Annotated in this window: 20 protein-coding genes; 12 read left to right on the forward strand and 8 right to left on the reverse strand. The window is 61.0% G+C overall.

Annotation, left to right across the window (positions count from 1 at the left end):
* Positions 1-454: 454 nt before the first annotated feature.
* Entirely contained in the window at positions 455-1,402 is a 948-nt protein-coding gene (locus B0E48_RS08915) for a LysR family transcriptional regulator (RefSeq protein ID WP_077517790.1), read from the reverse strand.
* 108 nt (positions 1,403-1,510) lie between these two features.
* Between B0E48_RS08915 and B0E48_RS08920 the strand changes: the two genes are divergently transcribed.
* The 5 genes from B0E48_RS08920 (at position 1,511) to B0E48_RS18150 (ending at position 5,135) form a co-directional block, all read left to right on the forward strand.
* Positions 1,511-2,245, forward strand: coding sequence for an SDR family oxidoreductase (locus B0E48_RS08920; protein ID WP_077517791.1), 735 nt, complete (start codon positions 1,511-1,513; stop codon positions 2,243-2,245).
* 84 nt (positions 2,246-2,329) lie between these two features.
* Positions 2,330-3,097 (forward strand): glucose 1-dehydrogenase, encoded by a 768-nt coding sequence (locus B0E48_RS08925; protein ID WP_077517792.1) that lies wholly within the window; start codon positions 2,330-2,332, stop codon positions 3,095-3,097.
* Positions 3,098-3,151: 54 nt separating this feature from the next.
* Positions 3,152-3,784 carry a class I SAM-dependent methyltransferase gene (locus B0E48_RS08930; protein WP_077517793.1) on the forward strand — a complete coding sequence of 211 codons (633 nt, stop codon included), beginning with the start codon at positions 3,152-3,154 and terminating at the stop codon, positions 3,782-3,784.
* 256 nt (positions 3,785-4,040) lie between these two features.
* Positions 4,041-4,556 carry a DUF2127 domain-containing protein gene (locus B0E48_RS08935; protein WP_077517794.1) on the forward strand — a complete coding sequence of 172 codons (516 nt, stop codon included), beginning with the start codon at positions 4,041-4,043 and terminating at the stop codon, positions 4,554-4,556.
* Positions 4,557-4,766: 210 nt separating this feature from the next.
* Positions 4,767-5,135 carry a helix-turn-helix transcriptional regulator gene (locus tag B0E48_RS18150; protein WP_217317920.1) on the forward strand — a complete coding sequence of 123 codons (369 nt, stop codon included), beginning with the start codon at positions 4,767-4,769 and terminating at the stop codon, positions 5,133-5,135.
* A gap of 56 nt (positions 5,136-5,191) precedes the next feature.
* Here B0E48_RS18150 and B0E48_RS08945 read toward each other — a convergent pair whose 3' ends face one another.
* A complete protein-coding gene (locus B0E48_RS08945) occupies positions 5,192-6,817 on the reverse strand; it encodes a hypothetical protein (protein ID WP_139350218.1) in 1,626 nt (541 codons plus the stop codon).
* A gap of 438 nt (positions 6,818-7,255) precedes the next feature.
* Between B0E48_RS08945 and B0E48_RS18155 the strand changes: the two genes are divergently transcribed.
* The 4 genes from B0E48_RS18155 to B0E48_RS08965 all read left to right on the forward strand — a co-directional run bounded on the left by B0E48_RS18155 (position 7,256) and on the right by B0E48_RS08965 (position 10,227).
* Positions 7,256-7,669, forward strand: a complete 414-nt coding sequence (locus B0E48_RS18155) for a response regulator transcription factor (protein WP_077517797.1) — start codon at positions 7,256-7,258, stop codon at positions 7,667-7,669.
* Positions 7,670-7,789: 120 nt separating this feature from the next.
* Positions 7,790-8,326 carry a DUF4199 domain-containing protein gene (locus B0E48_RS08955; RefSeq protein ID WP_077517798.1) on the forward strand — a complete coding sequence of 179 codons (537 nt, stop codon included), beginning with the start codon at positions 7,790-7,792 and terminating at the stop codon, positions 8,324-8,326.
* Between the two features lie 196 nt (positions 8,327-8,522).
* Positions 8,523-9,488, forward strand: a complete 966-nt coding sequence (locus B0E48_RS08960) for an alpha/beta hydrolase (RefSeq protein WP_077517799.1) — start codon at positions 8,523-8,525, stop codon at positions 9,486-9,488.
* Between the two features lie 238 nt (positions 9,489-9,726).
* Complete coding sequence (locus tag B0E48_RS08965) at positions 9,727-10,227, forward strand: ATP-binding protein (RefSeq protein WP_077518362.1); 501 nt, start codon at positions 9,727-9,729, stop codon at positions 10,225-10,227.
* Positions 10,228-10,289: 62 nt separating this feature from the next.
* Here the strand turns inward: B0E48_RS08965 and B0E48_RS08970 are convergent, their stop codons facing one another.
* From B0E48_RS08970 to B0E48_RS08985, 4 genes are all read right to left on the reverse strand, one after another.
* Positions 10,290-11,351: an aldehyde reductase gene (locus B0E48_RS08970; protein WP_343124600.1), complete on the reverse strand. Its 1,062-nt coding sequence runs from the start codon at positions 11,349-11,351 to the stop codon at positions 10,290-10,292.
* Positions 11,352-11,761: 410 nt separating this feature from the next.
* Positions 11,762-12,259: an OmpA family protein gene (locus B0E48_RS08975; protein ID WP_077518363.1), complete on the reverse strand. Its 498-nt coding sequence runs from the start codon at positions 12,257-12,259 to the stop codon at positions 11,762-11,764.
* Positions 12,260-12,288: 29 nt separating this feature from the next.
* Entirely contained in the window at positions 12,289-13,449 is a 1,161-nt protein-coding gene (locus B0E48_RS08980) for a diguanylate cyclase (protein WP_217317927.1), read from the reverse strand.
* A gap of 119 nt (positions 13,450-13,568) precedes the next feature.
* Entirely contained in the window at positions 13,569-14,051 is a 483-nt protein-coding gene (locus B0E48_RS08985; RefSeq protein WP_217317930.1) for a YfiR family protein, read from the reverse strand.
* Between the two features lie 772 nt (positions 14,052-14,823).
* Between B0E48_RS08985 and B0E48_RS08990 the strand changes: the two genes are divergently transcribed.
* Both B0E48_RS08990 and B0E48_RS08995 read left to right on the forward strand, forming a co-directional pair.
* The gene (locus tag B0E48_RS08990; protein ID WP_139350220.1) at positions 14,824-15,630 is read left to right on the forward strand and encodes a hypothetical protein; all 807 of its coding nucleotides are present in this window, start codon (positions 14,824-14,826) and stop codon (positions 15,628-15,630) included.
* A 283-nt stretch (positions 15,631-15,913) separates the two neighbouring features.
* Complete coding sequence (locus tag B0E48_RS08995) at positions 15,914-17,119, forward strand: serine hydrolase (RefSeq protein ID WP_077517804.1); 1,206 nt, start codon at positions 15,914-15,916, stop codon at positions 17,117-17,119.
* A 113-nt stretch (positions 17,120-17,232) separates the two neighbouring features.
* On the opposite strand, the gene B0E48_RS09000 is transcribed toward B0E48_RS08995, so the two are convergent.
* Positions 17,233-17,748 carry a PepSY domain-containing protein gene (locus B0E48_RS09000; RefSeq protein ID WP_077517805.1) on the reverse strand — a complete coding sequence of 172 codons (516 nt, stop codon included), beginning with the start codon at positions 17,746-17,748 and terminating at the stop codon, positions 17,233-17,235.
* Positions 17,749-18,231: 483 nt separating this feature from the next.
* On the opposite strand from B0E48_RS09000, the gene B0E48_RS09005 reads away from it, so the two are divergent.
* On the forward strand, positions 18,232-19,581 hold the full coding sequence (locus B0E48_RS09005; RefSeq protein ID WP_168170329.1) for an FAD-binding oxidoreductase: 1,350 nt from the start codon (positions 18,232-18,234) through the stop codon (positions 19,579-19,581).
* Here B0E48_RS09005 and B0E48_RS09010 read toward each other — a convergent pair.
* A complete protein-coding gene (locus tag B0E48_RS09010; RefSeq protein WP_077517807.1) occupies positions 19,578-22,082 on the reverse strand; it encodes a winged helix-turn-helix domain-containing protein in 2,505 nt (834 codons plus the stop codon). The two genes, B0E48_RS09005 and B0E48_RS09010, sit on opposite strands and share 4 nt — an antisense overlap.
* Positions 22,083-22,224: the final 142 nt, after the last annotated feature.

Raw genomic sequence — 22,224 nt, forward strand, 5'->3', positions numbered from 1 at the left:
TACGGGGCGTTGCTGGCGGCGGGAACGCTCGCCCTGCAGTGGCTCGACTACCAGCGCCTGGCGCGGATGCATTCGGGCGACGTCTACTTGTTCCTGGTCGCGGCCGCCTTCCTGGTGCTGGGCATCGTGCTGGGCGTGCGGGTGTTCGCCGCGCCGGCGCCGGCCGCCTTCGACGGCAACCCGAAGGCGCAGGCGGCGTTGAGGCTGAGCGAGCGAGATCTGGAGGTGCTGCACGAACTGGTCGCCGGCCACTCCAACAAGGAGATCGCGGCGCACCTCCACATTTCGCCGAGAAGCTGGGCGCGAAGCGGAAACGGGAAAAGGTGTCAGGGACAATTTCCGCCTGTATTGATGTCCTGCCGCATGGCGTTTGGTGCGGCCGAATTTTCCTTGACACCATTCTTGTGCCGTTTTGGGCTTGCAAGCGGGGCGCGCTGTTACTTGCGCGGGGCCTTCATGTTTTTGTGCCCTTGCCCGAAAGGGGATGCGGTCTGGCTTCCTTCGGGATGCACGGAGGTTTGCCAAGAAGCTCGACCAGCCGCGACTCGCATGGGGAGAAATCATGACCCCGTCGTTGCGAGATCACGAACGTGAGCGGACCAAGGTGCCAGGCGCGGCGTTCAAGTTCGACGAGCTCTCCCTTTGCCAGATCCTCGCCGACGAGGTGTCGCGGCAGGTGTCCCCAGCCGAGGCCGGCCTTGAGAAGGTCACGCTTGGCGCCGAGATCATTGACCAGCCACAGCCGCTTGCCGGCAACGCCCTGTTGGGTTTTCTCCGCTTCCGGTTGGTTGTCCGTCACGACGATTTGAACATGTCGACTCAACTCGTCCTGCGGGACGGGTTTCGGTAGTGAAGCGAGGGGATGGGATGGCGCACATAGCGTCACCATCTGCGCATCGCACAGCCAGTGGCGTTCGATGGCGTCCGGGTTGACTTCCGGTACGTTCTCGACCGTGATGGCCAGCGCGCACACCTTTTCCAGCACCAGTCTCTCGCCGCCCTGCATGGTCGTGATGCGCAGGTTGATCGCTGCGGTTGGGAACTCCGCTTGCAGCGTCCGCAAACCGTCAATGAGGTGTGCGCGCGGGAAGTAGACATCGACCGCCACCGAAAGCTGGGGTGCGCCGACTCGGGCGATCGAGCCGGCGCGGCTCTTCATTTCTTCCGTGCGTGAGATGACCGCCCGCGCGTCCGGCAGCAGGCTGCGTCCCGCCGCGGTGAGCTGCGCCTTGCGTGTATTGCGATCGAACAATTCGACATCGAAGGCGCTTTCCAGCGCCTTGATCGCGTGGCTGATGGCCGACTGCGCGCGACCGAGTTGCCGTGCTGCACCCGAGAAGCTTCCCTGATCGCATACCGCAACGAACGAACGCAGTTGGTTGATGGTGACGTTGTCGAGCATACATATCCAAAAACAAGATCTTATTAAGACATATTTCGTCAATTGTATTGATGTGTCAACAGAACCATCTTCGTCAGGACCTTAAACAAGAAACGAAGGATGCATGACATGAACAGACTGAATGGAAAGACGGCGGTGATCACGGGCGGCGCTACCGGCATCGGACTCGCCGCAGCCAAGCGCTTCATCGAGGAGGGCGCTTTCGTCTTCATCTTCGGCCGCCGGCAGGACATGCTCGACGCCGCGGTGGCTGACCTCGGGCCCCATGCCCGCGCGGTGAAGGGCTCGGTCTCGGATGAGGCCGACCTCGACCGACTCTACGCGGCGGTGAAGGCTGAGCGCAAAACCTTGGACATCGTCTTCGCCAATGCCGGGGCGGGCAGCCCGCTTGCACTCGGCGAGATCACCGCCAGGCACATCGACGAAACCTTCGACACCAATGTGAAGGGCACGATCTTCACGGTCCAGAAGGCGCTGCCGCTGATGGGCGAGGGCGGTTCGATCATCCTGACCGGATCGAGTGCCGGCACCACGGGCGCGCCGGGATTCACTGCCTACAGCGCGAGCAAGGCGGCGGTGCGCAACCTCGCGAAGACCTGGGCGGAGGATCTGAAGGGCACCGGCATCCGGGTGAACGTGCTGTCGCCCGGAGCGACGGCGACCGAACTGGCGAAGGCGGCGTTGGGCGAAGAGGGCCAGAAGGCCTATGGCGCGATGACTCCGCTCCAGCGCATGGCCGATCCGTCGGAGATCGCGGCCGCGGCTGCCTTTCTCGCGTCGCCAGACAGCAGCTTCATGACCGCCAGCGAGCTCGCCGTCGACGGCGGCCTGGCGCAACTCTGACGCGCTACGCCTGGGTGGTCACTCCATTCGATATCCGGAGCCCGCAGGGCGTAGTCAACAATGAAAAGCAAAAAGGAAAAGCACATGAACAACCATAGTGGACAAAAACTGGCTGGAAAAATTGCGGTCATTACAGGCGGAAGCAGCGGGATTGGCTTGGCCACAGCCAAGCGCTTCGTGGAAGAAGGTGCGCACGTCGTGATCACCGGGCGACGAGAGAAAGAGCTGAAGGAGGCCGCCGCCTCCATCGAGAGAAACGTCACGACGGTCGTGGGCGACGTGTCGCGCCTCGAAGATCTGGACCGGCTCTATGCTGTCGTGAAAGAGAAGCATGGTCACATCGACATTCTCTTCGCGAACGCGGGCGCAGGGACACTCGCACCGCTTGCGGTAGCTACTGAGGACCATTTTGATCAGACCTTCGACGTGAACGTGAAGGGCATGTTCTTTACGGTGCAGAAGGCCCTTCCCCTCTTCAAAGATGGCGGTTCGATCATCCTGACCTCTTCGGTCTCAAACGTGCTCGGGCTTCCAGGATTTACTGCTTACGCCGCGAGTAAGGCGGCTGTGCGCAACCTCGCGCGCGGCTGGGCCAAGGAATTGATAGATCGCAAGATCCGCGTGAATTGCATGAGCCCCGGAGCAATTGATACCCCGGCCCTAGCGACGACGGCGGGCCTTACCCCTGAACAGGTCGAGCAAGCAATCGCACAGTTCACCACGCAGATCCCCATGGGCCGCAGAGGCATGCCCGAGGAAATCGCCGCAGCAGTCGTGTTCCTCGCCTCCGATGAAAGTTCTTACATCACCGGTATAGATCTTCCCGTCGATGGGGGCATGGCGCAGGGCTAACCCTGGCGCGGTCCCCCGTACGCTCGTCGAATATCAACCGTAAAGGAGATCCCTATGTACAACCAAACCAAGCAATCCGAGTTGATCCGGTTCGCACGAGTCGAGGCGGGCTCCACCGTCATCGACGTTTACCCAGGCGATGGCGACTGGACCCGTCTCTTCTCCGACATCGTGGGACCCGAAGGACGGGTCTACAGCTTCGTGCCGGCCGAAGTCGCCCACTTCAAGAACGATCCGGTCGGCGGCATGCGGACGCTTGCGAAGGAGCCGGGCCGAGAGAACGTCGAAGCCGTCTCGGCGGACCTCGTGGCGATGCCGGAGGTCACGCAACCAGCGGATGTGCTGTGGCTGCACCTGTTCTACCACGATCTCCACACCGCGCTTATGCAGGCCAAAGGCGCGACGGCGGCGGAGTTCAATCGAGCTGTCTACGAGCGGCTGAAGTCCGGTGGGTCCTACGTCATCGTAGACCACGCCGCCGCCGTCGGGACGGGCACGAGCGACGCCCAGTCGCTGCATCGGATTGAGCCTGCCACCGTTCGCGAGGAGGTGGAGGCGGCCGGCTTCGTACTGGATGCGGAAAGCACCATGCTCGCGAACAAGGACGATCCGCACTCGATCAAGGTGTTCGATCCCTCGATCAAGGGCGAGACCGATCGCTTCGTCTATCGGTTCGTGAAGCCCTGACAGGTCCCGGCTTCGTGCCCACTTCGGCAAGGCGGCAACCGGGCAACCGGGACGGAGGAAGTTAAGTCGAATGGGTTGTGCGCGTTCACCTGATCGCACGTCCAAGGACCCGGCAGCACGGCGTGAGCGGGCAACGGCCCAAAAAGAATTCAGGTTGAAATCGCGCTGAGCTGGACGAACGATGGCCGCCGATGCTGCATCGATTGTTCACGCCAGCAAAAGCACACTCGAGTTCTGATTCCCGGAATGTCTTGCCATGTCCGATATCCGCCGCGACTCCCAAGCCGGGCCGACCGATACGCGCAAGCCCCGCAACCATGGGTGGCTGCGTGTCATCGCGGTATACAAGGCCGCCAAGACCATCGGCTTGGTCCTCGTGGCGATCGCGGCCTTCCATCTGGATCGTTCGCAGAACTTCGAACATCTGGTGCACTGGCTGGAGCAGTTGTCGCTGAGTGATAGCAACGGCCTGCGCTGGAGGCTGGTGGAGAAGCTGCAGTCGATGGGCCCGAGCAAGTTCGTGGCGATCGGACTGGTCGCGCTGGCCTATGCCGCGGTCTTTGCGACCGAGGGCATTGGGCTGTGGTTGCAGAAGTACTGGGCGGAATGGTTCACGGTAGTCGCCACCGGCTCGCTGGTGCCGCTGGAAATCTACGAGGCCGTGCACCGTTTCAGCGGGTTCAAATTGGTTGCGCTGATCGCCAACATCGCGATCGTCGCGTATCTGGTACGCGTCGCCCTGCAGTCACGGCAATCGCGCTCATTGGAGTGATCGGACCCCTTCCGGGAAATGGTGGTGTACTTTTCGTTTGCTGCTGTGCTGAAAAAGCTTGAAGCACGATTGGCCAAGGCAGCGAAGCTTCGGCATGACATTCAAGATCCGCTTCGCAGAGGAAGCGTTGGTCGACCTTGAACCGCTGTATGACTTTGCCTTGGCACACCAGCATTAAGATGACCTCGTATGGGGCGAGCGGAGAAGGGGGTGTGGAAGCGGGTGGTCGGTTACGGGGCGCTGCTGGCGGCGGGAACGCTCGCCCTGCAGTGGCTCGACTACCAGCGCCTGGCGCGGATGCATTCGGGCGACATCTACCTGTTCCTGGTCGCGGCCGCCTTCATGGTGCTGGGCATCGTGCTGGGCGTGCGGGTGTTCGCCGCGCCGGCGCCGACGACCTTTGACGGCAACCCGAAGGCACAGGCGACGCTGGGTCTGAGCGAACGGGAGCTGGAGGTGCTGCACGAACTGGCCGCTGGCCACTCCAACAAGGAGATCGCGGCGCGCCTCCACATTTCGCCGAAAAAAGTAAGAGGCTCTGACCCAGATATTCATGTGCGAAATCAGGGCGCTTCTTGAACACCAGCGCACTCTTTGGAAAGTTTCAAAGAGTGCGCTGGTGCTGTCTTATTGAATCAATGCCTTGCTACGCCCAGCGGCGTGGCATTGTCGAAGCGGGTTTTCATGCGTTTGGCAAGATTCGGTTTGGTCGCAGCCGACATGAGGTTGCCGTCGCTGGTTGAAATGCCGTTCGAAGCACCGAGCATGAAATCGCTGCCGTCATCATTCGTGATACGGAAACCCGTGGGGCCGTAGACATCGAAGTTGTTGGAGCCGTTGCTTTCGGTGGACGTAATCGTGACATAGCCATATGCGTTGGTGGTAATGGATGAAACATCGCCCGACGTAGATGAGCCGGCAATCGATGCATACGCCAGGTTTGATTCCCGAACTTGAATTGCAGACGCACCTTGATTGGTTCCGATATAAAGAAACCCGTTGCCGCTTGCCATAAAGGTTTGTGTGTGGCTGCCGCCAATGAGAGGCAAGGTGAGTGTCCCAGTGAGATTCATGGTGACCTTATCTTCATCCAGGGTGAATGTATCTTTTTTCGTATATACATAGAGGGTCACGCCACTCCCGCTTCCTTCCGCATCGCCAACAACGTAAATGTTGCGCGTGACGGTATTGCCGTTCGCCACTTCATTGCCTTCAATAGCCGCACCGATGTGACCAAATGGCTCCAGGCGACCGGCGCCATAGCAGCCATCGCTGCCATCCTGAAAGTAGCCGCACGTTACCCATTCCATCGCCGTATATGAATACAAAAAGTTGTAGGTGGTGAAAAACCCATAATCGATTGGGGTGGCGACATTGGAGGCAGCCAGAGTGTCCGACAGCGCAGTTTTTCCGAGTCGCTTTTTCATGCGTGTCGCAGGATTCGTTTCAGTTGGATACGATATGAAGTTGCCGTTGCCAGTCGAAATGCCATTCGTAGTATCGAGCATGAAATCACTGCCACCACCATCTTCAGCCAGGTGGCCAGTGGGGTCCAAGCTATAGAAGCCGCTGGAGTAGGTATTGTTGTTGTAGGAAGTAACAGTCACGTAGCCATATTTATCGGTGGTAATGGAGGAATCACCCTCAGGCGGTGAAAATCCGCCGCCCAGTCCGTTAATAAGATTGGATTCATCGATTTGGACGTATCCATTAGTTTGGTTGTTCCCGACATAAAGCAGGCCGTTGTCACCAGCCATGTAGGTTTTCGTATTGCTGCCACCCTGGAGAGGCAGTGCAACGGATTGTGCGAGATTCACGCTGACCATATCGCCGGTTGAGGCCACTTCGTCCGTTTTCGTATAGACATAAAGAGTCACCCCGGTTCCACTACCCGCTGCATCGTCCACGACATAGATGTCACGCGTGACCGTATTGCCGTTCGCCACCGGATTACCCTCGACAGCTGCGCCGACGTGGCCGAACGGTCCCATGCTCCCGTAGCCATAGCAGCTGTGGGATTCCAATTGGTAGCCGCATGCAGCCCAATTCAGGTTGGTGTAGCTATTCGAGAAGGAATAGGTGGTGTAGAACGCGGCATCAGGGAGAACATTCGGGTTCCGCGGAAGAATTCTCGGCGGAAGAATTCCGATGTTTTGCGCGCTATGGATTGTCGGGGTTTGTGCACTTAATGGTAACGCCAGGATGCTGGCAAGCAGAAAGCCGCTGACCAGCAGCGTATGTCGGTTGCGTATGATGCGCATGTCGTTCGTTCCCCTGATTTTCAGTGTACTAAAAACCGTTTGCGGATTTTATATCGTAGGCTCAGCGCCATTACAATGCCGCCATAGTGCGATAGGTCAAATATCGGTGGCAGGCCAAATGGGAAAAGGTGTCAGAGACAATTCCTAGCGCGTGGCCTTTCCTGCTCACTACGTCCAGACCCGTGGAACGGCGGAGGTATACCCGCTCGCAGTCCCAAAACTCCCACAAAACCGGGGTCAGTGTCGAACTAGCTGGGTCAGAGCCCGTTACTAACGAGCAGCAACGATATCGGGGGTCAGGTTCCGCTATCTGTATCTCGAAAGTGAACCTGACACTGTTCCCGGACCGAGGCCATACGGTGTCGATCGGAGCGGCCTTTTCTTGCCGCCCACGCACCGGCGCTAAGATGACCTCGTATGGAGCGAGCGGAGACGGGGATGTGGAAGCGGGTGGTCGGTTACGGGGCGTTGCTGGCGGCGGGTACGCTTGGCCTGCAGTGGCTCGACTACCAGCGCCTGGCACGGATGCATTCGGGCGACATCTATCTGTTCCTGGTTGCGGCCGCCTTCCTGGTACTCGGAATCGTTCTGGGCGTGCGGGTGTTCGCCGCGTCGGCGCCCGTCGCCTTCGACGGCAACCCGAAGGCGCAGGCGGCGCTGGGCCTTAGCGGGCGGGAGCTGGAGGTGCTGCATGAACTGGCAGCGGGCCACTCCAACAAGGAGATCGCTGCGCACCTCCACGTGTCGCCGAACACGATCAAGACGCACGTGGCGCGGCTGTTCGAGAAACTGGGCGCGAAGCGGCGCACCGAGGCGATCCGCCGGGCGCGCGAGCTGGGGATCGTGCCCTGACGCCCGATATCCGGGGCGATATTCGGGATGAATAGGCCGAAATCACCCATTCGGGCGATTGCCGGGCGACACCGGATCGCGGTCAATGACGGCCCTATCCACCACTCAAGGAGTCACACCATGTTGCGCACCATCCTGAAATACGGCCTGATCGCGGGTCTGGTCGTCGGCGGCTTCGAGCTCGTCACCTTCGTCGCGTTCTCCGGGATGCCGCCGCTGAAGTACGGCATGGTGATCGGCTACACGACGATGCTGATCGCACTGAGCGCGGTGTTCGTGGGGATCAAGCGGCACCGGGACGTGGACCGGGGCGGGGTGATCGGGTTCTGGCCGGCACTCGGGGTTGGGCTGGGCGTCAGCTTCATCGCCGGGATCTTCTACGTGGCCGCGTGGGAAGCGGTGCAGGCGATGACGCACATGGATTTCGCCACTTCCTATGCGAACGCGATCATCGCGAGCGAAAAGGCGAAGGGCGCGAGCGCCGAAGCGCTGGCGAAGCTGAGCACCGACATGGATGCGTTCAAGGTCCAGTACGCGAACCCGATGTACCGCCTGCCGATGACGTTCGCGGAGATCTTCCCGGTCGGCGTGCTGGTGTCGCTGGTCTCGGCGGGACTGCTGCGCAACAGCCGGTTCTTGCCTGCGCGGCGGGGTTGAAGCCGACTGCATCGCCCAGGCTTTCGTGGCCCACCGGCAACCCGAACTCCTCGTTCCTGCAGCAGGCTTGCCCGAAGAAATCCACTGAAGCGGCTGAAGCAGGCCCGATGCGGCGTGCAGCATCGGGAAGTGGGGTTAGAACTTATTTCCTGCCTTGATCGCAGAACTTTGGCGAGCGCCAAAACGGAGGAGTGTCATGAAGCTTTGGGCGATTGCCCTGTGTCTGCTGGCCGCATGCGGAAGCGCGCATGCAGCGACGCCGGTCTGGCAGCCCACAGCGGGAAACACGCAAATACCGATCTGGCCCGGAGCGGCGCCTGACGCACAACAAGTTCCCGGTCCGGAAACTGCGAAGGTGAGCGACGAACTGTTGGCCGGCAAGCCGGTGACCGCAGTGACCAATGTGACCAGCCCCACGATGACGGTCTATGCGCCCAAGGGGAAGAATACGGGAGCTGCGGTCGTGGTGTTTCCAGGTGGCGGTTTCCAGATCCTGGCCATGGATCTCGAAGGCACCGAAATCTGCGACTGGCTGACGTCAAGGGGCATCACCTGCGTCGTGCTGAAGTATCGCGTTCCGAGTGTGCCCTATGTCTGGAAGTGCGATTGCCGTCCGCACAATTACCAGTTATCGGTACCTTCGTTGCAGGATGCCCAGAGAACCATGCGGCTGGTGCGCCATCACGCCGCGGAGTGGCACATCGATCCGCACAAGGTGGGTGTGATCGGGTTTTCAGCGGGTGGCTATCTGGTGGCGGAAATCAGCACGAACTTCAATCGGCGCCTGTACGCACCCGTCGACGCAGCCGACAAGGAAAGTGCGCGCCCGGATTTCGCGATGCCCATCTATCCGGGGCACCTCGCGGTCGACAACGACAGCAAGTTGAATCCGAATGTCCCGGTCTCACGTGAAACGCCACCCACGTTTCTGGTGCAGGCAGAAGACGACAACGTGGACGGCGTCCAGCAATCCCTGGTGTATTTCACTGCTCTCAAGAAGGCCGGCGTGCCGACGGAAATGCACCTGTATGCACACGGCGGGCATGCGTTCGGACTGAGGCCAACGTCGAATCCGATCACGCTTTGGCCAGCTCTGGCCGAGACATGGATGAGCACGATTGGGATGATTCCCGCTGCGAATCAAAGGGTCGGAGGTCATTGAATTCCCTTGCTGTACCCATCGACTCAGCGCCATTGAATTCGCTTTCCAACATTGACGCGGAAAATTTCGTCGCTTATGGTTCGTCCATGAACCGCACCCACAGCCAGATCTCGTTGATTATTTGCACCACACGAGAAATGGTGGGTTAGCGCATTCCGAAGCTGCTAAAACAACCCGCCCTCGAGGCGGGTTGTTTGTATCCGGCTCCTGGGCATACGAAGTCAACAAGGAGCCCTTCATGAATTCCGATATTTTCCAGTCGCCGGTGCTTCACTTGGTGTGCGGAAAGATCGCGGCAGGAAAATCAACGCTGACACGGCAGTTGGCCGAGCGTCCAAACACCGTGCTGATCAGCGAGGACGTCTGGTTGTCGCAGCTCTATACCGACGAGATCCATACGCTTGGTGACTACGTTCGCCGCTCGGGTCAACTGCGCAACGCACTGGCCCCGCACATCGAATCGCTGTTGCGGGTCGGGCTCTCGGTGGTGCTCGATTTCCCGGCGAATACGCTCAGCAATCGCCGCTGGATGAAAGACATCATCGATGGCGCGGGTGTCTCCCACGAGCTGCACTACCTCGATGTCTCCGACGAGGTTTGCAAGACGCGGTTACGTGAGCGCAATACCTCGGGCGCTCACCCTTTTGCGCCCAGCGATGCCGAATTTGACGAAATCACCCGGTATCTCGTGCCACCCACCAGCGATGAAGGTTTCCACATCGTTCGTCATGAACCGTAGCGATTGAGGTGTCAATCAAATGGGTCGACGTAATTAAATTACCTTGACTGCCTCGGTTCCCTTTACCCGTTGTCCTTCGATCCAGCCGCGCTTTCCTTCAGAAGCCCAAGCTGCAGGAGGCTTTCCGCGGTGGCGACGATGGCTTCCTCACTCGAACGTGGCACCCAGCCGAGCACGCGTTGGGCTTTTTCGCTGGTGGCGTTCTTCGGCCTGCCGAGTTCGGGAAGGACCTGTTTGACCGCCGGGTCGCCTAACGCGGCGAGGCGAACCAGCCAGTTCGGCAATTGCCGGGTCGGCACCCGTTTGGCCGATGCGCCCATGCGGTTCTTCAAGATCATGGCGATGTCGCGGATCGAGAGGAAATCGCCAGCCACGGCGAGGAATCGCTCACCCTTCGCGGCGGGATCGGTCATGGCGCGGATATGCAGGTCGGCGACGTCACGCACATCGACGACACCGAAGCTGAGCTGCGGGCAGCCGGGCATGGCGCCGTCCATCAGCCGCTGTACCAGCAGGATCGAGGTCGAGTAGTCCGGCCCCAGCACCGGGCCGAACACGCCTACCGGATTGACCACGGCAAGTTCGAGGCTGCCGCCTTCGCGGGCGATGAAATCCCAGGCCGCGCGCTCGGCCAGGGTCTTCGATTTCGCGTAAGGCTGCACGTCTTCGCCCGCGGGATCGGTCCAGTTGCTTTCGTTGAACGGTGCCTGCTGCACTTCCTGCCCATAGCCGATCGCCGCGAACGAGGAGGTCAGCACCACGCGCTTGACGTAAGCATCGCGCGCGGCGCGCAGGACCCGCAGCGCGCCTTCGCGCGCCGGCACGATCAACTCGTCTTCGTGCTTGGGGAGGGTGGAGGGAAAAGGCGACGCGATGTGCAGCACGTAATTGCAGCCGGCGACGGCTTGCGGCCAGCCATCTTCACTCTCGAGATCGGCGACCACAAAGGAGAGCCGTTCGTCCGACTCGGCGCCAGCTTGCTTCAGCATCGCGCGCACGTCGCCTTCGCGGTTCAGGCTGCGCACCGTGGTACGTACCAGATGGCCTGCTGCCAGAAGCTGCAGGATGGCCTGGCTGCCGATGAAGCCTGATCCGCCGGTTACCAGAACTGTGCTCATGGTCATTCCTGCTCGAAAGGGACAGAGGCCATTAAATTACCTTAACTACTGTGATTCCTTCGCTGTTGTCTATTCATCCACCCTCAAAAGTCCAAACCCGAACAGGCTTTCAGCAGAGGTGCCAATGGTTTTCGCGCGAGCGCGGGTCTCAGCCGGGCACATACTCGTTCTTCAGCTGATGGCGTTCTTCGGCCTGTCGCGTGCGGGAAGGAAATGCGTGGCAACCGGATCGAGCATCGTCGCGCGGTGCAACAGCCAGCTCGGCAGTACCGGGTGGACCCTGTCAGGGCCGCCGATGCGTTGATGCGGTGCTTCGCCGTACCGCTGAAGTTGCGTATCGAGGTGCAATCGTCAGCCTGGCTGAAGATCTCGCGAGCGGCCACAAATAACAAGTCGCTATAGATTCTAGCAACCCGTCACGGACTGCTGATGATGATTGCCACGCGGCGATTCTGCGCGCGCCCCTCGGACGTGCGGTTGCTGGTTACCGGGTTGCTTTCTCCAAAGCCCTGGATGTCCAGATCTTGCAGTCGCATGCCGGTGACCACTAGGCCGCCCGCCACCGCCTGGGCGCGCTGGCGGGAAAGCTTGAGGTTGTAGTCGGGTTGACCGGTGTTGTCGGTAAAGCCGTCGAGCTGAGCATGCTTGATGCCCACACCAAGCAAGCCGTGACCGATGCGCTCGATGATTTTCCGACCGTCCGGACTCAGTTCGGCCACATTGATGCCGAACAGTACCTTTTCGTTTCCGTCGAACTCCCATCCTGCCGGCGTTTCGTAAAACCCCTGGTGTCGCAGCTCGGCAATCTGTGACGCTGTGAAGCGGCCGCTTGCCGGTGGTCGTGTCGGGGTGTTCTGGCAAGCTGCCAGGAAGTACAACAGGGCCAGCAGAATGGAAGCGCGAAATAATTTCATCAGGTGCACTGTCTTGTATGGCGAAATGTTCAAGAGTGGATTGTCTCGTCGAGAGCCGGGGTGCGGACAGCCAGAGCCATCTGCCAATCGCCGCCAAGCTGGTGCTTGGCGTGGTACATCGCTGCGTCGGCGGCCTGCATCAACGTTTCGACATCGTCGGCATGGTCGGGCAGTACGGCTATGCCGATGCTTATGGACACCGAGATCTGCTGGCCGTCGGCTAGCGTAAAGGGAGCCTGCATGCCGGTCAGCATGCGCCGGGCTATATCGACGGCGTCGTCGACGCTGCGCAGCGATACCAGCAGCACGGCGAATTCGTCGCCACCGAGGCGGGCGGCCATGTCGCCTTCGCGCAGTTGCGCGCGGATGCGCGATGCCACGCCGACCAGTGCGGCATCGCCTGCGGCGTGTCCGAAACTGTCGTTGATCACCTTGAACCTGTCCAGATCGATGAACAGCAAGGCGACATGCTCGTTGGGGGCGGCATTTTCGGTTACCTGACGCAGGTAAGTGTCAAACAAGGTGCGCTTGGGCAAGGTGGTCAGGTCGTCGCGTGTCGCCTGATGGGTCAGCTCAGCGTTTTTGCGCTGCATGCCGTGCTCCCACGCCTCCAGTTCGTCCAACAGCCCGTTGAAATCATTGCCCAGTTCGTTCAATTCGATGATCCGCGTATACGGCACGCGCCGCTCGAAAGCTCGTTCCCGGCGTATCGCGTGCGTCACCTGAGCCAGCCCACGCAACGGATGGATGATTTCGCGCAGCATTTTGCGCGAAAGGTAGAGGGCACCAAGTGCACTGACCAGGAGACAGAGCAGTATCCAGCACAGCCCGTTCAAGAGGAATTCGCTCAGGCGGCCTCCGTAGCCGACCACGCGCAGTTCGCCAACACGAACGTGGTCGTGCATGATTGGCAGGACGATCGGCGCCGGCAGCAGCCAGCGGGTGCTCCGCACGGCAAGCGTTTGCAGTGGTGTTTCTTGCCGATCACGGTGCCAGACGGCCATGGGTTCGCCGCGACTGTCCCTGATGACAACTTCGGCGATCTCGTTTTGTTCGTCCCCAGCCTGTCGCGTCACAGCCTGTGAAGCAGCGACAGGATCGTGGAAAACCACGGCGGCTTCGACTGTATAGCCCATCGAACGAGCGATCATGTGCAGGCTGTAGTCAGCTGAGCTGCGCAATGCCAGCATGGCAAGCACGGTCAGCGAGATACCGACAACGCTCACTGAGAACAGCGACACGCCCAGATAAGTGCGTCGCAGAACGGTGCGCAGATTGCGTCGCGCTGTGCCGGTTTCGCGTCGCTGCATCATGGCTTTGATCCCGTTCCGGGATGGGACAGCAGGAGTACGTGAGGGTCCACGCGCACGCCGCTGCGCGCGACGGAATCCAGATTGGTCTTGAAACGGACCGTGTCCGTATCCTCCACGTACAGGCAGAACATGCTGCCCGCCGCGCAGACAGCATCCGCATCGCTGATGCTGAGCACGGGATGTCCGGACAGTTGCTCGAATATCTTCTGGCGCTGCGTGTCCGTGACTGCGCCGAGATAGACCACGTTGCAATCGCGGCCAAGGCGGGGATCATCGATATCCATCTGGCGCGCGACGATCTTCAATCCCTCGGACGCCAGTGCTCCATTCAAGAGAGCACCTGCATACAACGGCTTGGCCAGCACGCACAGTTGCAACTGTGGAAGGCTGATCGGCCATTGCGTATAGCTGATGATCCCGAGCACCACTTCGGAGACGGCGTGGGTTCGACGGGCCATGAGTGGGGAAGGCGTCGCCACAGCCTGCGCAAATGCAGCGCCACTACAGCTCAGCCAGAGCAGGAACAGGCCGAGCAGGCTGACCTCCCAGTGATGCCATCTACCGAAGTATCGGGCAGTCGCAATGTGCGATGGCATCCTCATGAAAGTCCGCTAAAGTGTGATCTACATCTCATTTTAGCAAAATATTCGGTCTTGTCGGGCTTCCCAGGTTGCACACGAACGGGAGCGCGAGGGCCGGTCGAGGCCTGCGATCGGATGGAAAGCAATGCTCAAGCAGGCATTCGATAGCTTGGATCGACCGCGATGCACGTCGCCAAGCCCGGTTTCATCCATGATGACGAAGCATTACGAGGGATGATCAGCCGGGTGGTTTGACACCGGCAGAAACCACCGGATGGGCGGGTACGAACGATGCGAAAAAGCGATCGGAAGCCGGTGCGTGAGCCACAGCCGCCCGGAGATATTGAACAGGTTCTCACGGGCGTGTGCCTCTCGTTGCCTGACATTTTCGCGTTGCTTGTGAAGTAGCGCTCCAGCTTCAATGCACGTCCCGAAAAATCGGTGCCTCCAGACTCTGGACATGGTGTAATTGACGGGCCGATCCATGCGTTCGCCGTCTCATCCGCCTGCTGATTGTCGTCGGTGACCGACATGAGCAGCTGGCTGCAACGGCAAAGTGTGAATCGGCCGACTCTGGGATCTGGTCGCTCTCCGCCATGGTTGGCCATAATTCCGGACATCATCGAAAGCGGCTGATTCACCTGTGCCGCTACAACAAGGAGTAATACAGATGAAGTCTCGTTCCATCAGGTTCGTTGTCACCGTATCGCTGGTCATGCTGGGCGCTGTATCGCTCCCACTGCTCAGTGTTTCCAATGCTTTCGCACAGGTTTCGGATAACGCTTCGGCCGCACCGATGACCAATGCGGATGTCGTCAAGCTGGCCAAGCTCGGTTTCGACAGCGACGTCATCAAGTCGAAAATCGACCAGTCACCCGCCGTCGATTTCAAGCTTGGGATCAATGACCTCGGGAATCTGAAGCACGCGGGGGTGCCGCAGGATGTGATTTCCGACATGCTCAAACGCGCCAGCGGTGGCGGTGCTTCTGCCGCGGGTCCGGGGAGGAGTGGTTCGATGAGCGTCGAGGGCATGGCCGCACTGAAAATGGGCGATGTCACGATGGTCACGAAGGACGGCAATGTGCACCTGCTCGGCATCAACGGCACCATCAGCACAAGGAATGCCTTCGTCACTGTTCTTGAGTTTCAAGACTATCCGGGTACTGCGGCTACCGTGCGTACGCACGATACGCGGCCGTCGTTCACCGTGTACACGACGAACAACCCGAAGGGTTCGATCTATATTGCGTCGCTCGATGTGAACAACGGCGACCAGAACCGTTCGCTGAAGATGGGCAACAGTGGGTTCGGCAGCATCAAGAACGCAGGCGCCCCGGACAAGGACAACCAGATCCCCTATGACGCGGTTCAGATCGACAACAGCGGCCAGTGGCGGCTGACGCCGACCAAGGATCTGAAGCCCGGTGAGTATGGTGTGCTCCACGGCTCGTTGTACGACTTCGGCGTCGATCGGTGATGCCATCGGCTGCATAAAAAGCCGGATCGGATTGACCGAAAAGCCCCGCCTCGCGCGGGGCTTTTCGTTGGAAAAGGTGTCAGGGATAACTTCATCTACTGTGCCGGCTCTTGGGGTAAGGCCGCGATATAGCTTGAACTGATCGTTGGGACTCAGGTCAGAGTACATGGCAGCGAACCAGGTCCTGATCGAGTACGAATTGTGCTTTTCCGATAAGGATGCGCCCCAGCGCAGTTCGGTAGGTAAGATGATAGTTCCGTCACCGCTCCGGCACTCATCAACTATGTATTCCAGAATCTGCGTCGGCTTGCTTGCGGCAGCATTCGGCCTGATCTGCTCGCTGCCATCGGCGGCCAGCGAACAGAGTGCACCAGCCATCGGCCGGCAACGCGAGGCGGTACTGTTCTGGCCGCAGGCGCAACGCGAGGTGCAGTTCCGGCGGATGTATGAGCTGTTTCCCAGTGATCGGGCCGCACACGGCACGCATGTTCATGCGCTACCGCAGGGCAAGCCGCTGGCGCTGTCCGAACAGGATGGATCAGGGTTGTTGGCCAGCTACATGGACCAGCACCACCTCGCCGGCGTGATGGTGTTGCAGGGCGGTCGTATCCGCCTGCAGCGTTATGCGCTGGGCTTCGGGCCGGAGCAGCGCTGGGAATCGTTCTCGGTGGCCAAATCGGTCACTTCCGTCTTGCTGGGGATCGCGCTGCAGCGGGGTGACATCCACAGCATGGAGGACACGCTGGGTACCTACATCCCCGAGTTGCGCGACAGCGCCTACGCCAAGGTCACGGTGCAGCAGTTGCTGACGATGACCTCCGGCGTGCACTGGAACGAGGACTACGCCGACGCCAAGTCGGACGTGGCGCAGATGTATCTCGGCACCTGCGTCGACGGGCAGGCGCACATCGTGACGTACTTGCGCAAACAGCCGCAGCAGTGGCCAGCCGGCACGCACTGGAACTACAACACCGCGGAAACCGACCTGCTCGGCATCCTGGTGCAGCGTGCCACCCACCGTTCGCTCGCGGCGTATCTGTCGCAGACGATCTGGCGGCCGTACGGCATGGCGGCGGATGCGTACTGGATCAAGGACGAATGCGATGGCACAGACACCGGCGGCAGCGGCCTGTCGGCCACCTTGGGCGACTACGCGCGGCTGGGGCAATTCATGCTCGACGGCGGTCGCATCGCGGGCAAGCCGGTGGTCGCCAAGGCGTGGCTCGAGGGCGCGATTCGCCACCAGGAAAACGTCGACGAACCGGGCCATGGCTACGGTTATCTGTGGTGGACGGACAGCGATGGCAGCTACGCCGCGATCGGCATCTTCGGCCAGATGGTCTACGTCGATCCCTCGCGTCAGCTGGTGATCGCCCAGGTGGGCGCGTGGCCGCATGCGACATCCGACGAACTGGTTGCCGCGCGGTGGGCATTCGTGGCGGCGGTAAAGCGCGCGGTGGATGCGGAAGGGGATCGATCGGCGCACTGAATCGCGTTGCGTGAGAAGAGCGGTGGTCGTGGCCGTCGGGCTTGCTCCATCAAACGAAGAAGCCCGGCACCTTGATGATGCCGGGCTTCTTCGACCATCGCAGACGCAACGAATCAATCGTGCGACTTGGCCACCACGCTGCCGTCGTCCGGATCGACCAGCAGGTCGACGTCGTCGCCATGCGGAGTCTTGGCTTCGGCGGCCCACAGGCCCTTGTCGAACTTCACGTCCTTGACGTTCTGGTAACCGGCCGTTGCCAGCTTGGCGCTGATCTCGTCCTTGTTGAGTTTGGACGGAGCATCGGCTGCATACACCTTGCCGTTGACCGGCCCGACCGCCAGCTTGACCCACTTCTTGTTGCCGCCGCGAGCCTCGCTGCGCCACACACCGTCCTTGAATTTCAGGCCCTTCACTTCCTTGTAACCGGCGTTGGCAATCGCGGTCTTGACGGCATCCTCGGTCGATCCGCCCGTGGGCGGCTGGGCCGGCCACGTAATCGTAGTCACCGTGGTGGTGTGGTGCGTGGTCGTGGTGCTGGTCGTCGACGCGGCGGTGGCAGGCATGTCTTGCGCGAAGGCGGCGCCGCAAATCGACAGTCCAATCAACAGGGGAAGCATGCGCTTGATCATGGGAAATCCTTGGTGGTTGAAACGAGCTGTATCGCCAGCTTGCGCAGGCGTCGCTGAAAGGACTCAGCAGCGACGCCTGCTGTCTAGATGGGACCACCATGTTCAGGACGACGGCGTGAAAGCACGCGTGACTATCAGGTGAAAGCAGGGGTGGGGTTCAGGTAGGTCAAAACGGCGTTGAGCCGGCACCCTGCGTTGGCCCGCTCGGCGTCATGCTGACCAGTGGGGGGTATGCTTTGGCATGGGGATGGATGGCGATGCAACGCCGCATGTCTCGATCGGACCTGCTCATTACCGAATCCTCACCGTCTTCTCATGACAGGGCAGCCATGCGGGGAGCATAGTCAGCCGATGCCGCGGAGCATCGATGGATGGCAGGCGGCAGGCTTGGTCGACGCAGTGATCCAGCATGGAACTTCACGTCAGCAACGTTGAATGGGGTGGATGATGGATGCCGAATCTGGTCATGCCGGAACGCAAACGTTGCAGCGATTGGCTGACGCCCTGCGCGGTCCGCTATTGCGCCCCGGCGATCCGGATTACGAAGAGCGCCGGCGTGTCTGGAACGGCGCCATCGATCGTCGGCCGTTGGCGATCGCACGTTGCGCGGATGCCGAAGATGTCAGCATCGCCGTCAAATTCGCAGCCAAGGAACACCTGCCGCTCACGGTACGTGGTGGCGGCCACAATGTGGCAGGTCTCGCTGTTCGCGACGGCAGCTTGATGCTGGATCTTGGCGCGCTGAATCGCGTCGAGGTCGATGCGCGGGCGCGCATCGTGCGTGTCGAAGGGGGCGCCTTGTGGCGCGACGTCGATGCAGCGACGCAGCCGCACGGTCTTGCCACCACCGGTGGCTTCGTTTCGAGCACCGGGGTAGGCGGCCTCACACTGGGCGGCGGCGTGGGCTGGCTCATGCGGCAATATGGTCTGACGATCGACAATCTGCTCTCGGCTGACGTCGTCCTTGCGGATGGCCGTTGCGTCGTCGCCAGTGCCGAGCAGCATGCCGATCTGTTCTGGGCACTGCGGGGCGGCGCTGGCGGTCTGGGTGTCGTGACGCGCTTTGCGTTTCGCCTGCATGAGGTCGGCGAAGTGCTGGCTGGTGCCGTGTTCCATCCGTTGGAGGCCGCGCCCGCGCTGCTGCGGGCGTTTCGTGCATTCGTGCCAACAGCACCGGAGCCGTGCACGTTCATGCTGGTGTTCACGGCGGCGCCACCCGCGCCGTTCCTGCCGCCACGGGTGCATGGTCAACGCGTCCTCGCACTTGCTTATTGCTGGAGCGGCGATCCGACGCAAGGCGAGCAGGCGATGGCGCCACTCACCGGCTTCGGCGAGCCACTGGGCCGAGTTGGTGGCGCGATGCCATACGCCGCTTGGCAGCAGTCCTTCGACGTGCATGCGCCGGCAGGTGATCATTACTACTGGACCACGTCGATCCTGGATGGGCTCGACGACGGCCTGATCGATGCGCTGGTCCTGAAGGCTGCAATGGCGCCTGATCCCTTGTGCGAGGTCCATGTGCACCATCTGGGCGGAGTCGTGGCCGCGCTGCCTGCTGACGCCAGCGCCTTCGCGCATCGTGATGCGCCTTTTTTCATCAATGCGATCGGCCACGCGCAAGGACCGGAGAAATTGACCGAGGTGCGCGAGTGGGCGCGCGAACTGCGTTCCTCGTTACTACCTTGGGCACGTGAGGGAATGCAGCCGAATTTCGCTGGCGAGGCGGCTGACTGGCAGGCGCAGACGCATGATGCCGCCACGCGTGCGCGGCTCGAAGGCATCCGCCGGAAGTACGATCCATCGGGCTTGTTCGGGCTCGTGCGTCGCGACTAGGCCACGAGGTCACTCAACAGCGCTCGCGTCTGCTCGACCACGTCTTCGTATCGCGCGGCGGCACCCCGCTTCTGGACGGCCTCGAACGCCGTGCCGAGCGTCTCACGCGCAAGGGCTTCGGCCTCGGCATGCACTGCGTGCCATTGCGGGAATATTGGCACACCGGTCAGTTCGCGCACGCGCGCGGCCGCGGCAAGCAGCCGTGCAGCGCAGTCGGCATCGCCTTGCTTGAGTACGAGATAAGCTGCGCCTTCGACGCAACCGGCCGTACCGCGCCGGTTCTGCAACCTGATGCTCAACTCGAGCATGCGCAACCAGTCCTGCGCTGCACCGCGTACATCATCGAGTTGGTACCGCTGCAAGGCGCGATTGATCACCACGTAACCGTACTGGAAGACATCGCCGTCAGGCGATGACACCAGTTCCGCGGCTTCGCTCAACCAGGTTTCGGCATCGCGGTGCTGACCGCGCATCGCACAAGCAATGCCACGACCCAGCAGCGCCATCGAGCGTAACCAGGCTGAGCCGTGTGCTTCCGCGACGGACAATGTGGCTTCCACACACCGTTCCGAGCCGTCTAAGTCACTGCAGATGGCAAGTACGAACGCAAGCATGCCCTGGCCTGACGCAGCGAGTACATCGTCGCCAAACTGCGCGGCCAGCGCGATGCCTTCCTGCAGCAGCACGACGGCGCGTGTGTGTAGCTGGCGATGGTGATAGACGCTGCCACTGGCGATCAGCGCGCGCGCGCGATGCAGAGTCTGGGTGTGCGATGCCTCAAGCGCCAGGTCCAGCCAACGGCATGCCTGGTAGTAATTACCTTGTACCCTGAAGTACCAGCACAGATTGGCGCAGAGCGTGATCGTGCCATCGACGAGATCGACCTGCGCCAATGCGTAATCGAATGCCGCCTGCAGGTTCGCCTGCTCCCGCAGCACCCGCTCATTCCAGAGTTGCTGGCGTTCACCACGTATTTCCGCATCCACGCGTGCCGTGAAATCGATGTAATGCGTCAAATGCGCTCGTCTGACACGCGCCTCGTCGTCGCTTTTGACAAGGCGCGCCAGTGCAAACAGTCGCACGCTGTCGAGCAGGTTGTAACGTGGTGGGTTGCTGCGGGCATCGACCGTGACCAGCGACTTGTCGACGAGTCCGCCCAGCAGATCCAGCGTCTGTTCGTCATCGAATTCAAAAGCCGCACCGATGGCGATGGCGCCATCCAGCGTCCAGCCACCGACGAATACGCCCAAGGCGCGCAGCAGCTCCTGCTCCTTCTCCGATAGCAACGCGAAACTCCAATCGATCAGGGCCCCCAGTGTCTGGTGGTGGGCCCTTCGCCCGGCTGGCGCATCCGCCAGCCACTGGAAACGATCCTGCATGCGTAGCAGCAATTGCTCGGGGCTCAACAGGCGCAGGCGCGCTGCAGCCAGTTCCAGCGCGAGCGGCAAGCCATCCAGGCGGCGGCACAGCTCGGCTACGGCGCTGGCATTCGTCGGTGTCAGCGTGAATCCTGAAGCCAGCGAACGCGACCGTATCAGCAGTAATTGAACGGCAGGCACCACGGCCAGACGAGCGACTTCGTCCGCGGTGGCCCAGGCACCCGACGCAGGCGCTTCCAGGGGCGGCAGGGAATAAATCGTTTCGCCGGTGCAATGCAGGCACTGCTGACTGGTTACCAGCACGCGCAACTCTGCACACAGGGACAGCAAAGACGCAACGAGATGGCTGAGCGGTTCGGCCACTCGCTCGCAGTTGTCGAGCAGCAGCAGAACATTGCGCCTGCGCAGCACTTCGACCAGTCTTTCGAGCAGACCGCCCGCGCCAGGATCTTCGCGGATGCCGAAGGCATCGGCCAAGGTGTGCGCCAGCCTGTCGCCGCTCGTGTGTGTGGTGAAGTCGAACAACCAGACCCCATCCGGAAATGCCTGTGCGCACACACGCGCCGTTTCCAACGCAGTTTGCGTCTTTCCGATACCACCCGGTCCGGTCACCGTCACCAGGCGCGCACTGCCAAGCAATCCACTGAGTTCGACGATCGTCCGCTCACGCCCAATTAGTGCGCCGGTGCGCTCAGGCAGGCGTGCGTGTACGGGCGGAGCAAAACTCAACGCGAACGGTGCCGGGCTCGACGTGCTGGTCAGCGGCGCGATGAAGCGGTAACCCAAACCGTGCACGGTCTGGATGCAGCGAGGCGACTTGATGTCGTCGCCCAACGCGCGTCGCAACTGGACGACGAGGCGATTGAGTGTTGCCTGGGTGACATAGGCGTGGCCCCACACCGCATCGAGCAGCTGGTCACGGCTGAGCATTTGATCTGGATGGGCCAGAAATTCGAGCAGCACCGCGAACGCCTTGGGCTCGAGACCGACTTCTGTCCCGGCGCGTGTCAGACGATGCGCACCGGCGTCCACCTGCACGTCGGCGAAGGAAAACACGCCGACCGGTGCCGCATGTTCTGGAGGTTTTTCCTTGCCCACCCTCGCATTATCACCCCGATTCATATCGTCCGATCAAGCGGTTTTGCCGCAATGTCTCACCATTTCCCTCTCGCACCCTCATGCTCTCCGATCCGGTGAATAGCATGCTCCCTAGCGAGCCGCTGCCGGTGCGGTAAGGCCAGCACGGGTCATCAATCCTCAATAA

This window comes from Rhodanobacter sp. C03 (assembly GCF_002001175.1).
Lineage (GTDB): Bacteria > Pseudomonadota > Gammaproteobacteria > Xanthomonadales > Rhodanobacteraceae > Rhodanobacter.

Bases quoted from the DNA above. Each gene is read 5' to 3' on its own strand.
- B0E48_RS08965 (WP_077518362.1), top strand. From the start codon at position 9,727: ATGAATTCCGATATTTTCCAGTCGCCGGTGCTTCACTTGGTGTGCGGA.
- B0E48_RS08945 (WP_139350218.1), bottom strand. From the start codon at position 6,817: ATGCGCATCATACGCAACCGACATACGCTGCTGGTCAGCGGCTTTCTG.
- B0E48_RS08980 (WP_217317927.1), bottom strand. From the start codon at position 13,449: ATGCTGGCATTGCGCAGCTCAGCTGACTACAGCCTGCACATGATCGCT.
- B0E48_RS08970 (WP_343124600.1), bottom strand. From the start codon at position 11,351: ATGACCATGAGCACAGTTCTGGTAACCGGCGGATCAGGCTTCATCGGC.
- B0E48_RS09010 (WP_077517807.1), bottom strand. From the start codon at position 22,082: ATGAATCGGGGTGATAATGCGAGGGTGGGCAAGGAAAAACCTCCAGAA.
- B0E48_RS08935 (WP_077517794.1), top strand. From the start codon at position 4,041: ATGTCCGATATCCGCCGCGACTCCCAAGCCGGGCCGACCGATACGCGC.
- B0E48_RS08990 (WP_139350220.1), top strand. From the start codon at position 14,824: ATGAAGTCTCGTTCCATCAGGTTCGTTGTCACCGTATCGCTGGTCATG.
- B0E48_RS08975 (WP_077518363.1), bottom strand. From the start codon at position 12,259: ATGAAATTATTTCGCGCTTCCATTCTGCTGGCCCTGTTGTACTTCCTG.
- B0E48_RS08930 (WP_077517793.1), top strand. From the start codon at position 3,152: ATGTACAACCAAACCAAGCAATCCGAGTTGATCCGGTTCGCACGAGTC.
- B0E48_RS08995 (WP_077517804.1), top strand. From the start codon at position 15,914: ATGTATTCCAGAATCTGCGTCGGCTTGCTTGCGGCAGCATTCGGCCTG.
- B0E48_RS08955 (WP_077517798.1), top strand. From the start codon at position 7,790: ATGTTGCGCACCATCCTGAAATACGGCCTGATCGCGGGTCTGGTCGTC.
- B0E48_RS08960 (WP_077517799.1), top strand. From the start codon at position 8,523: ATGAAGCTTTGGGCGATTGCCCTGTGTCTGCTGGCCGCATGCGGAAGC.
- B0E48_RS18155 (WP_077517797.1), top strand. From the start codon at position 7,256: ATGTGGAAGCGGGTGGTCGGTTACGGGGCGTTGCTGGCGGCGGGTACG.
- B0E48_RS08915 (WP_077517790.1), bottom strand. From the start codon at position 1,402: ATGCTCGACAACGTCACCATCAACCAACTGCGTTCGTTCGTTGCGGTA.
- B0E48_RS09000 (WP_077517805.1), bottom strand. From the start codon at position 17,748: ATGATCAAGCGCATGCTTCCCCTGTTGATTGGACTGTCGATTTGCGGC.
- B0E48_RS08925 (WP_077517792.1), top strand. From the start codon at position 2,330: ATGAACAACCATAGTGGACAAAAACTGGCTGGAAAAATTGCGGTCATT.
- B0E48_RS08920 (WP_077517791.1), top strand. From the start codon at position 1,511: ATGAACAGACTGAATGGAAAGACGGCGGTGATCACGGGCGGCGCTACC.